Annotated in this window: 12 protein-coding genes; all 12 read left to right on the plus strand. The window is 52.8% G+C overall.

The features are described 5' to 3' along the window. Nucleotides 1-7 precede the first annotated feature (7 nt). Nucleotides 8-196, plus strand: coding sequence for a DNA-binding protein (locus NC856_RS09450; RefSeq protein WP_264090177.1), 189 nt, complete (start codon nt 8-10; stop codon nt 194-196). Between the two features lie 54 nt (nt 197-250). Further along, complete coding sequence (locus NC856_RS09455) at nt 251-556, plus strand: helix-turn-helix domain-containing protein (protein WP_264090178.1); 306 nt, start codon at nt 251-253, stop codon at nt 554-556. A 9-nt stretch (nt 557-565) separates the two neighbouring features. Continuing rightward, nucleotides 566-1474: a DUF3102 domain-containing protein gene (locus tag NC856_RS09460; protein WP_264090179.1), complete on the plus strand. Its 909-nt coding sequence runs from the start codon at nt 566-568 to the stop codon at nt 1472-1474. 9 nt (nt 1475-1483) lie between these two features. Further along, on the plus strand, nt 1484-3253 hold the full coding sequence (locus NC856_RS09465) for a DDE-type integrase/transposase/recombinase (protein ID WP_264090180.1): 1770 nt from the start codon (nt 1484-1486) through the stop codon (nt 3251-3253). 10 nt (nt 3254-3263) lie between these two features. Next, nucleotides 3264-4418: an ExeA family protein gene (locus NC856_RS09470; RefSeq protein WP_264090181.1), complete on the plus strand. Its 1155-nt coding sequence runs from the start codon at nt 3264-3266 to the stop codon at nt 4416-4418. Nucleotides 4419-4490: 72 nt separating this feature from the next. Then, nucleotides 4491-4874, plus strand: a complete 384-nt coding sequence (locus tag NC856_RS09475; RefSeq protein ID WP_264090182.1) for a Mor transcription activator family protein — start codon at nt 4491-4493, stop codon at nt 4872-4874. Nucleotides 4875-5214: 340 nt separating this feature from the next. Next, nucleotides 5215-5634, plus strand: a complete 420-nt coding sequence (gene rbsD / locus NC856_RS09480) for a D-ribose pyranase (RefSeq protein WP_264090183.1) — start codon at nt 5215-5217, stop codon at nt 5632-5634. A gap of 7 nt (nt 5635-5641) precedes the next feature. Continuing rightward, nucleotides 5642-7147, plus strand: a complete 1506-nt coding sequence (rbsA, locus tag NC856_RS09485; RefSeq protein ID WP_264090184.1) for a ribose ABC transporter ATP-binding protein RbsA — start codon at nt 5642-5644, stop codon at nt 7145-7147. A 7-nt stretch (nt 7148-7154) separates the two neighbouring features. After that, a complete protein-coding gene (rbsC, locus tag NC856_RS09490) occupies nt 7155-8123 on the plus strand; it encodes a ribose ABC transporter permease (protein ID WP_264090185.1) in 969 nt (322 codons plus the stop codon). A 25-nt stretch (nt 8124-8148) separates the two neighbouring features. After that, nucleotides 8149-9036 carry a ribose ABC transporter substrate-binding protein RbsB gene (gene rbsB, locus NC856_RS09495; RefSeq protein WP_264090186.1) on the plus strand — a complete coding sequence of 296 codons (888 nt, stop codon included), beginning with the start codon at nt 8149-8151 and terminating at the stop codon, nt 9034-9036. Nucleotides 9037-9108: 72 nt separating this feature from the next. Beyond that, the gene (gene rbsK, locus NC856_RS09500) at nt 9109-10035 is read left to right on the plus strand and encodes a ribokinase (RefSeq protein ID WP_264090187.1); all 927 of its coding nucleotides are present in this window, start codon (nt 9109-9111) and stop codon (nt 10033-10035) included. A 4-nt stretch (nt 10036-10039) separates the two neighbouring features. Further along, complete coding sequence (gene rbsR, locus NC856_RS09505; RefSeq protein WP_264090188.1) at nt 10040-11035, plus strand: ribose operon transcriptional repressor RbsR; 996 nt, start codon at nt 10040-10042, stop codon at nt 11033-11035. Nucleotides 11036-11090 lie beyond the last annotated feature (55 nt).

Genomic DNA, 11090 nt, shown 5'->3' on the forward strand with positions numbered 1-11090 from the left:
CTATAACATGACGCCCGAACAAGTTAAAAGCCGCTTCCAGCAGCGTGGTGTGACCGTCACCCAATGGGCGCAGGAAAACGGCTATTCCCGTGAAGCGGTCTATCGCGTACTGAACGGCATCACCAAGGCTAAATACGGACAGGCACATGAAATTGCCGTCAAACTCGGCCTGAAACCTGACGCCCGCGCAGCCTGATCATTATTAATCCGTGTAACAGATTATCACATATCGCAAAAAGGGGAATGTGACATGAGCAAGGCAAATGTCTCCAGCGCAGGCGCTCGCATTCTGCGCGTTCTTAAAGCGTTGCGCGGCCATACCCTCAACGGCGTTTCCAACGGTGAACTGGCGGCGGCGCTGGATGACTCGCCCGCCAATGTCAACCGGGCGCTGAATACCCTGATTGAAGAAGGGCTGGCGCAGAAACTGGATAACGGACGCTTTGCGCTGAGTATGCAAACCCTGCAAATCGCTCAGGCGCACGCCAACGAGATCGCCCGCGCGCAAGATCGTATTAACGAGATGAATCAACGTCTGCTGGCTGGTAGTCGCTAAGGATGAAAAATGGCACGTACAAAATCACAATCTATTGAATTAATGGAAGATGCGCCGTTGGCGGGCGATTTGAACGTCAAGCTCAATGCGCTGGCTGAACACCGGATGCAGGTGATGGATAAGTTCGGCGACGGTCTGCCGTATGAGCGCGATCGCCTCGTGCATGAAACCCGCTTCTATATGGCGCAAAGCGCGGAAGCCATGCTGGAGGCGGGTAAACGGCTGGTTATTCTCAAAGAGTGTGAGCCTCATGGGGATTTCACGCAAATCGTTACAGAACAGTTGGGACTGGCTGAGAGAACCGCGCGGTTGGTCATGCAAGCTGCAATTAAATATACATCCCCGCCATTGGAATCAAAGCGGCAGGCGCTTGCCGTTTTAGGAAAAACAAAACTCTTTGAATTAATGACAGAAGACGATGAAGAGTTGGCTGAATTGGCTGATGGCGGAACGATTGCAGGCATGACGCTCGACGATATCGATCGCATGACCAGCCGCGAACTGAAAGCCGCCTTGCGCGAAGCCCGCGAAACCAACGCCGCCCAGCAGCGGGTATTGACCGATAAAAACCAGAAGATCGACGACCTCTCCACCAAACTGGAGAAAAAATCCCGTATCCAGCCGCCCGCGCCCGATCAGGAAGCGGAAAAGCTGCGTAAGGAGGTCAGCGCTATCGCGTTTGAAGCGGAAGCGGCGATCACCGCCAGACTACACACCGCCTTTTCAACGCTTACCACGTTTACTTCCGAAAACGACGTAGAGCCGCCTTACGACTTTATGGCCGGTTTAGTGTGCCAGATTGAGCGGGCGTTACACCGTGTACGTGAAGTTTTTGACCTTGAGGCCGCGCCGACCGGCAGCGAACGTCCGGCATGGCTGGATGCGCCCGAACCCCAAATCACCAGCACTGACGCGTAAGGGACTGCCATGAGCGCCGCCCTGACGGAAAGATTAGTGACAATCGCCCGCGCCGCACGACAGGCCGGGCATGGTAAACGCGGCGCTATCTATGACGCCGCCTGTACGGAACTGGGATTATCCCGCGCCACGCTGCTGCGCAAGATAAAGGCGGTTACGGTGACGGACAAACGTAAAAAACGCGCCGATGCCGGACAAAGCGCCTTAACGCGTGATGAGGCGGCGATAATTTCCGCCACGCTGATGGAAGCGACGCGTAAAAACGGCAAGCGGCTGTATTCCATCGCCGATGCGGTAGAAACCCTGCGCGCCAATGACATGATCGCCGCGGGCCGTATGGTTGAGGAAACCGGCGAGTTTCTGCCGCTTTCTGAAACCGCCATCAGCCGCGCATTGCGCAATTACGGCCTGCATCCTGACCAGTTAAGCCAGCCCGCGCCAGTGACCGAACTGGCCAGCCTGCACCCGAATCATGTATGGCAAATCGACGCCTCGCTCTGCACCCTTTATTACCTGAGCAACGGTCGCAAGGGCTTACAGATGATGGACAGCGCCCGTTTCTATAAGAATAAACCGGCTAATCTGGCGCGCATCGCCAGCGACCGGGTATGGAGCTATGAGATCACCGATCACGCCTCCGGCTGGATCTATGTCGAGTATGTGATGGGCGCGGAATCGGGCGAAAACCTGTGCTCGGTATTGATTAACGCCATGCAGGAGCGCGGCGAAGCGGACGTGCTGCACGGCGTGCCGAAGCTGCTGTATCTCGATCCCGGTTCCGCCAACACCGCCGGCATGACCAAAAATCTATGCCGCGCGCTGGGCATCGAACTGATGGCGCATAAAGCTCATGCCGCCCGCGCGACCGGCAGCGTGGAAAAGGCGCGCGACATTATCGAACGCAAGCTGGAGCCGGGCCTGAAGTTCCAGCCGGTTCACAGCCTGCAAGAACTGAACGCGCTGGCGCAGAAGTGGCGCGCCCACTTTAACGCCACCGCCATCCACAGCCGTCACGCTAAGCCCCGTACCGACGTCTGGCTGAAAATCACCGCCGAGCAGTTAATAAAAGCGCCGTCAGTGGAAGTGTGCCGCGAACTGGCGGTAGCCATGCCGGAAGAACGCAAGGTCACGCCGAAGCTGCGCGTATCGTTTCGGGGCATTGAATACGATGTTTCCACCGTACCTGGCGTCATGGTCGGAGAAAAACTGTCGATCACCCGCAATCCGTGGCGCGTCGACGCCGCGCAGGTGGTGCTGACCGGCGAGGACGGGCATGACATGTTCTTTCTGGTTGATGAAGTCGTCAAAAACGAACTGGGCTTTGCCGATTCCGCCGCGGTGATTGGCGAACGCTACAAAGCACAGCCCGACACGCCCGCTCAGACAGCCGCGAAACAGATTGAGCAATGGGTGACCGGCGCAGATAACGCGACGGACGCCGCCGCCGCCCGTAAAGCGAAAGCGCTGCCGTTCGGCGGCAAGCTTGATCCATACAAACATATTGATGACGCCACGTTACCAGCCTTTATGCCGCGTCGCGGCACGGCGTCGGCGGTGCGCGGCCCACAGGTCGAACAGCGCCCGCTAACCCACGTCGAAGCCGCCAAAGCGTTACGCGAACAGTTTGCGGCGCGTAGCCAGACGTGGACGGCGGCCCATTACCGCCAGTTAAGCGCGCTGTACCCGGACGGCATTCAGGCTGAGCAATTGGACAAGGCCGCCGACGCGCTGCTGACGCCGGTTTCCGGCAACGTTATCAACATCGTCAACGGTAATTAAGGGGGGGAACATGCTGGTACTGAAACAACAGTTGAAGCAGGCACGGCTATCGCAGGCGGCGGTCGCCAGACATATCGCCGTGTCGGAAGCGACGCTGGCGCAGATTGTCAACCACAACCAGTGGCCGCGCACCAACGCCGGGGACGTTCGCCAGCGCCTGACCGCCTTTTTGTCGGCGCATGGCATTGAAACACAAAATAGTTTTGATGATGTACAGGACAGCGCATCCCGTACAGCGGAAACCACAGACCTCAATACGGAGGAGAATATGTTACTTAAAAAACAGGTGTTATTTCCAGCCACCAAAAAGGTGTTCGGACTGTTCCGCGACCCGTTCGCCGACGATGCGCTGCAAGGCAGCGAAGACGTGTTCACCACGCCGGATATCCGCTATGTGCGCGAAGCGCTGTACCAGACGGCGAAGCACGGCGGGTTTATGGCGATCATCGGCGAGTCCGGCGCGGGTAAATCCACGCTGCGCCGCGACCTGATTGACCGCATCAACCGCGAAAACGCGCCGGTTATCGTTATCGAACCCTACATCATTGCGATGGAGGATAACGATGTTAAAGGCAAAACCCTGAAAGCGGCATCCATCGCCGAGGCGATCATCAATACCATCGCTCCGCTGGAAGGCGTCAAACGTTCGCAGGAGGCGCGTTACCGCCAGTTGCACCGGGTGCTGAAAGACAGCAGCAACGCCGGGTATCACCATGTTCTTGTTATTGAAGAAGCTCACAGCCTGCCGATCCCCACGCTCAAGCATCTCAAGCGTTTTTTTGAGTTGGAAAGCGGGTTCAAGAAACTGCTTTCCATCGTGCTAATTGGCCAGCCAGAGTTAGCCGTCAAACTGAGCGAACGCAATATGGCGGTGCGTGAAGTTGTCCAGCGTTGCGAAGTGGTGGAATTATTGCCGCTTGATAGCAATCTGGAGGCATTCCTGAGCTTTAAGCTGGAACGCGCCGGAAAAAAGCTGGCTGACGTGATGGACGCCAGCGCTATCGACGCCATCCGCGCCCGCCTGAGCAATCAGGCAGGCGGACGTAAGAATATCGTCAGCCTGCTGTACCCGCTGGCCATCTCCAATCTGGCGATCGCCGCCATGAATCTGGCCGCGGATATCGGCGTGCCGGCGGTGAATGCGGATGTGGTTAAGGGAGTTTAATGATGAAAGCTATCCCGAATATAGACAGCATTGAGCAGCGAAAACAGCGGCAACGCGGGCGAGGAAAACAGCATGAGCAATGATACCAAAAGCTTCCGCAGCAAAGGCCCTGAACTGCTGGTTGAACTCGCGCAGCACACAGCCAGCACCATCAAACAAGTGGTCGAGATCGACACCGCCATCGCCGATCAGATTGGCGAAGCGGTAGCCAACCGTATGATGCAGATCTGGGGCGGTCAGAATGTTTACTTCCCAATGGGGATGGCCTGGAAAGTCAACCAGCGCGATCTGGAAATATTCCGCGAGTTTAACGGCAGAAACCATCACGAACTGGCGCGTAAATTCGGCGTCTCGCTGCAATGGATTTACAGCGTCGTCAAGCGTGTCAGAAAGGAGGAACTGGGTAGGATGCAGGGTAAGCTGTTTGGTGGTGAACCTGAAGCGCCAGAGGCGTAAAATCAAACAGGCTGAACAATGAATACCTCCATTTTTGTCCGGCCTGTTTTTTCACATACTGTAAGAGAATGACAATTACCATCTTGTCTCTTCTCCGTTCACCCCGATCAGTCCCACAATTATCTCGCAGACTTTGTATTGGTTATTTTGTTTTTAGTCATCTGGGGCCGATTGTTGTCTGAATGATCATATCTGTCGCTATTTACTGATTCCCCTCTCTCTTTTTTGCGTTAGCGAAACGTTTCGATAGCGATCACATTTTCGCAATGTCTTCGTTGCCTTCCGGTTTTGTTTTTCTACAATACTTATCAGCGAAACGTTTCGCTGGTGAGGTTAAGAGATGAAAAAAGCGGTATTACTGAATTCGGATGTTTCTTCCGTTATTGCCCGGTTGGGGCATACAGATCAACTGGTTATTGGTGATGCTGGCCTGCCTATCCCTGAAACCACCACCCGAATCGATCTGGCGTTAACGCATAATGTACCCACTTTTTTACAGGTTGTTGACGCTGTGACCAGTGAAATGCAAGTTGAAGCCGCTATTCTGGCGGAAGAAATAATCATAAAAAATCCAACGCTCCATGACGCATTACTTAAACAGTTGAAACAACTTGAGCAATACCAGGGAAACTCAATTTCATTGCATTATGTCTGCCATGAAGATTTTAAAAAGCAAAGCGGGAAAAGCAGAGCCATTATTCGCAGCGGGGAGTGTTCCCCGTATGCCAATGTCATCCTTTGTGCTGGCGTAACATTCTGAGGCATCAATGCAACCTTTATTGCAACTGCAAGGAATAACGAAATCCTTCCCCGGCGTTAAGGCGCTATCTAATGCCGCGCTAAATGTTTATCCGGGAAAAGTGATGGCGCTGGTGGGCGAAAATGGCGCGGGCAAATCCACCATGATGAAGATACTGACCGGGATCTACAGTAAAGATGCCGGCAGGATGCATTTCCTTGGTGAAGAAGTGAATTTCAGCGGTCCCAAAGCCTCTCAGGAAGCGGGAATAGGCATTATCCACCAGGAATTGAATCTGATACCTCAATTGACGATCGCCGAAAATATTTTCCTGGGGCGTGAATTCACCCATCATTTTGGCCGCATTGACTGGAAGAAAATGTATGCGCAAGCGGACAAATTGCTTAAACGTCTGAATCTGCGTTATGACAGCCGCCGTCTGGTAGGTGAACTTTCGATTGGCGATCAGCAAATGGTGGAAATCGCCAAGGTATTGAGTTTTGAATCGAAAGTCATCGTGATGGATGAACCCACCGATGCGCTGACCGATACCGAAACCGCCTCGCTATTCAGCGTTATCAAAGAGCTCCAGTCTCAAGGACGCGGCATTGTTTACATCTCCCATCGTCTGAAAGAAATTTTTGAAATATGCGATGACGTTACGGTATTCCGCGATGGTCAATTCATCGGCGAACGTCCGGTCGGTGAACTGAAGGAAGATACACTGATTGAAATGATGGTGGGGCGAAAGCTGGAAGAGCAGTATCCACGGCTGAATAAGGCGCCGGGTGATGTGCGCCTTAAGGTTGAAAACCTTTCCGGCCCTGGGGTTGATAATGTCAGTTTTACCGTGCGCAGCGGGGAAATTCTGGGTGTCGCGGGGCTGATGGGGGCGGGCCGTACAGAATTGATGAAAATCCTTTACGGCGCGTTGCCTCGTACTAGCGGTTATGTCGCATTGGATGGCCGTGAAGTGGTAACCCGTCAACCCCAGGATGGTCTGGCCAATGGCATCGTCTACATTTCCGAAGATCGTAAACGTGATGGACTGGTGCTGGGTATGTCCGTGAAAGAGAACATGTCTCTGACGGCTTTACGCTATTTCAGTCATGACGGCGGTCGGCTTAAGCATGCGCAAGAGCAACTGGCGGTGGGTGATTTCATTCGTCTGTTCAATGTCAAAACGCCGTCGATGGATCAGCCTATCGGCTTATTGTCTGGCGGTAATCAGCAAAAAGTGGCGATAGCCCGCGGTTTGATGACGCGTCCCAATGTCCTGATTCTGGATGAACCGACTCGCGGCGTCGATGTTGGCGCAAAGAAAGAAATTTACCAACTAATCAATCAGTTCAAACAAGAAGGGCTGAGCATTATATTGGTTTCATCTGAAATGCCCGAAGTGTTGGGAATGAGTGATCGCATCATTGTGATGCACGAAGGCCGCTTGAGTGGTGATTTCCCGATTGAGCAGGCGACCCAGGAAGCACTGATGGCTGCGGCCGTTGGTAAGCAATACGGCGTAAAGCAGGAGTAAATCAGACATGAGTTCCCAATCTATCGCGGCAAAACGCTGGTTCAGTAAAGAGTGGCTGTTGGAGCAGAAATCGCTGATTGCCTTGCTGATTCTTATTGCGATTGTTTCCGCATTGAGCCCTAACTTTTTTACCCTGAACAATCTGTTCAACATTCTTCAGCAAACCTCCGTCAATGCAATCATGGCGGTGGGGATGACGTTGGTTATCCTCACATCGGGTATCGATCTGTCAGTGGGTTCTCTGCTGGCGCTGACGGGCGCGGTCGCCGCCTCTATTGTCGGTCTTGAGGTCAATGCGCTGGTGGCGGTATTCGGCGCATTGGCATTGGGGGCATTGATCGGCGCCGGTACAGGGATCATTGTCTCCAAAGGCAAAGTTCAGGCATTTATCGCCACGCTGGTCATGATGCTGCTGCTGCGTGGCGTCACAATGGTCTATACCAACGGCAGCCCGGTTAATACCGGTTTTTCCGATGCAGCTGATGCGTTTGGCTGGTTTGGCATCGGTCGTCCTTTGGGGGTGCCAACGCCTATCTGGATCATGGCAATCGTCTTTGCCGCGGCCTGGTACATGCTGCATCACACCCGTTTGGGACGTTATATTTATGCGCTGGGCGGCAACGAATCAGCCACCCGCCTTTCCGGTATCAGCGTTGATAAAATCAAGATTATTGTTTATTCCCTGTGTGGATTGTTGTCGGCCCTGGCAGGGATTATTGAAGTAGCTCGCTTGTCTTCTGCGCAGCCTACGGCAGGCACTGGCTATGAACTGGACGCTATCGCAGCGGTGGTGTTGGGCGGCACGAGTCTGGCGGGCGGAAAAGGGCGGATCGTCGGGACGTTGATCGGCGCGTTGATCCTCGGTTTTCTTAACAATGGACTGAATCTATTAGGTGTTTCTTCTTACTACCAGATGATCGTCAAAGCGGTTGTTATTTTGTTGGCGGTTTTGGTAGATAACAAAAGCAGTAAATAACCTTCATTCACACAGGAATTGAGTTATGAATATGAAAAAACTGGCTACCCTGGTTTCTGCCGTTGCGCTGAGCGCGACCGTCAGCGCCAATGCATTAGCCAAAGATACGATTGCTCTGGTGGTATCAACGCTGAATAACCCGTTCTTTGTTTCGATGAAAGATGGCGCGCAAAAAGAAGCGGATAAACTGGGCTATAACCTGATCGTGCTGGATTCCCAGAACAACCCGGCTAAAGAACTGGCCAACGTTCAGGATCTGACCGTTCGTGGCACGAAAGTGCTACTGATTAACCCAACCGATTCCGATGCCGTCGGTAATGCCATTAAGCTGGCGAACCAGTCGAAGATACCGGTTATTACCCTGGATCGCGTCGCCAGCAGTGGTGATGTGGTCAGTCATGTTGCTTCTGATAATGCTTTCGGAGGCAAAGTCGCGGGTGATTTCATCGCTAAAAAACTTGGTGAAGGCGCCAAAATTATCCAACTGGAAGGTATTGCCGGTACATCAGCCGCACGTGAGCGCGGCGCTGGCTTTATGAAATCCGCCGAAAAGAACAAGTTTGCGATTCTGGCCAGTCAACCTGCCGATTTTGATCGTACCAAGGGTTTGAACGTTATGCAGAATCTGTTGACCGCTCACCCGGATGTGCAGGCCGTGTTCGCCCAGAATGACGAAATGGCGCTGGGTGCGTTGCGCGCGTTACAGACCGCAGGCAAGAGTGATGTGCTGGTTGTCGGGTTTGACGGTACTGAGGATGGCGTCAGGGCTGTTGAGTCGGGCAAACTGGCGGCGACGGTTGCTCAACGTCCCGATCAGATTGGGGTTATCGGCGTTGAAACTGCGGATAAGGTTCTAAAAAACGAAAAAACGCAGGCTATCATTCCTGTTGATCTTAAGTTGGTTGCAAAATAATCAAAGAAAAAAGCAGGGCAGGCGCCGTCCTTTTGGGGATGGCGCATTATTAACATATCGGGGTTGAGCATTATGAAAACAGGTAAGCTGGTGGTTCTGGGCAGTATTAATGCTGACCATATTCTCAATCTTGAGCAATTTCCCCGCCCTGGTGAAACGGTGATCGGTAAGCAATATAGCGTCGCTTTCGGTGGAAAAGGGGCGAATCAGGCGGTTGCGGCTGGTCGCAGCGGGGCGAATATCGCTTTCATCGCTTGTGTGGGAGATGATGATATCGGCACCCGGATACGCCAACAGTTATCTGATGACCGGATTGATGTCTCGGCGGTCGAAGCCATCGAAAATGAAACAACGGGTGTTGCCCTCATTTTCGTTAACGGCGACGCGGAAAATATGATTGCCATTAATGCCGGAGCGAATGCCGCCGTTACACCTGACTATCTTGACCGCTATCAGCAACATATTATCGATGCCTCTGCATTACTGATGCAACTTGAGTCGCCGTTGGAAACGGTTATGGCCGCCGCTAAACTGGCTCATGACCACCAAACTCAGGTCATCCTAAATCCTGCCCCCGCTTGCGCATTGCCTGATGAGTTATTGTCGTTGGTGGATATGATTACGCCGAATGAAACGGAAGCGCAGTATCTGACAGGCGTGTCCGTTCAGACGGAAGAAGATGCCGCACGCGCCGCTCAGGTTTTACATGGCAAGGGGATCGGGACCGTTCTTATTACGCTGGGCAGCCGCGGAGTATGGTTGAGTGTGAAAGGAAAAGGTCAGCGGATCCCTGGTTATCGGGTAAAAGCTGTTGATACGATTGCTGCTGGCGATACCTTCAACGGTGCTCTGGTGACGGCTTTGCTGGAGAATCAGCCAATGTCTTCCGCCATCAGGTTTGCTCACGCGGCGGCGGCAATTGCAGTAACGCGTCGCGGGGCTCAGCCTTCTGTTCCATGGCGTGACGAGATTGACGCGTTCTTGTTAGCGCAGGGGTGATCTTTTGGCCACAATGAAGGATGTCGCTCGTCTGGCGGGTGTTTCCACCTCAACCGTTTCTCATGTCATCAATAACAATCGTTTTGTCAGTGACGTTGTGCGTGAAAAGGTGATGAACGCGATTGAAACGCTTAATTATGCACCTTCGGCATTGGCCAGAAGTCTGAAGATCAAACAGACGCGAACCATCGGCATGTTGCTGACCGCCAGTAACAACCCGTTTTATGCCGAGGTAGTACGTGGTGTCGAGCGTTGTTGCTACGAACGGGGCTACAGCCTGATCTTGTGCAATACCGAAGGCGATCATGCAAGAATGAGTCGTAACCTGGAAACCTTGCTGCAAAAGCGGGTTGATGGCGTATTGTTGATGTGCACGGAAAGTCACCGGCCATCACCTGAAATGGTGAGTCGCTATCCTTATGTACCGATGGTCATGATGGATTGGGCGCCATTTGAAGGCGTTATTGATGTCATAAAAGATAATTCGCTGCTGGGCGGACAGATGGCAACCAACTATCTCATCTCCCGCGGTTATCAAAAAATAGCCTGTATAGCCGGCCCGCAAGATAAAACCACTGCACACAACCGGTTAGAAGGATATCGACAGGCGATGCAACATGCCGGATTATCCATTCCCGATGAATATGAGATTTTCGGTGATTTTGAATTTGAAACCGGCTACCGGGCAATGCAGCGCTTACTAACGTTGGAAGAAAAGCCTGAAGCGGTGTTTACCTGTAACGATGCCATGGCGGTTGGCGTTTATCGCGCATTATATCAGGCTGGACTTTCGATACCCGAAGATATCGCTGTTATTGGCTACGATGATATTGAACTGGCTCGCTATATGTCCCCTCCTCTTACGACAATTCTTCAACCGAAAGATGAACTCGGTGAACTTGCCGTAGATACTTTGCTTTATCGTCTGGAACATCCTGATACGGAACCCAATGTTTTGGTCTTGACGCCTGAATTAATGGTTCGTGAATCTGTCCGGTAATGTTATTTACGCAAGGCGTTCGGGCAATTGACGGCGAAAAAGTCTTCATAACGCT

This window comes from Brenneria izbisi, from assembly GCF_025840185.1.
Taxonomy (GTDB): Bacteria; Pseudomonadota; Gammaproteobacteria; order Enterobacterales; family Enterobacteriaceae; genus Brenneria; species Brenneria izbisi.

Coding starts and splice junctions, on each gene's coding strand:
- NC856_RS09450 (WP_264090177.1), top strand. CDS start 8: ATGACGCCCGAACAAGTTAAAAGCCGCTTCCAGCAGCGTGGTGTGACC.
- NC856_RS09455 (WP_264090178.1), top strand. CDS start 251: ATGAGCAAGGCAAATGTCTCCAGCGCAGGCGCTCGCATTCTGCGCGTT.
- NC856_RS09460 (WP_264090179.1), top strand. CDS start 566: ATGGCACGTACAAAATCACAATCTATTGAATTAATGGAAGATGCGCCG.
- NC856_RS09465 (WP_264090180.1), top strand. CDS start 1,484: ATGAGCGCCGCCCTGACGGAAAGATTAGTGACAATCGCCCGCGCCGCA.
- NC856_RS09470 (WP_264090181.1), top strand. CDS start 3,264: ATGCTGGTACTGAAACAACAGTTGAAGCAGGCACGGCTATCGCAGGCG.
- NC856_RS09475 (WP_264090182.1), top strand. CDS start 4,491: ATGAGCAATGATACCAAAAGCTTCCGCAGCAAAGGCCCTGAACTGCTG.
- rbsD (WP_264090183.1), top strand. CDS start 5,215: ATGAAAAAAGCGGTATTACTGAATTCGGATGTTTCTTCCGTTATTGCC.
- rbsA (WP_264090184.1), top strand. CDS start 5,642: ATGCAACCTTTATTGCAACTGCAAGGAATAACGAAATCCTTCCCCGGC.
- rbsC (WP_264090185.1), top strand. CDS start 7,155: ATGAGTTCCCAATCTATCGCGGCAAAACGCTGGTTCAGTAAAGAGTGG.
- rbsB (WP_264090186.1), top strand. CDS start 8,149: ATGAATATGAAAAAACTGGCTACCCTGGTTTCTGCCGTTGCGCTGAGC.
- rbsK (WP_264090187.1), top strand. CDS start 9,109: ATGAAAACAGGTAAGCTGGTGGTTCTGGGCAGTATTAATGCTGACCAT.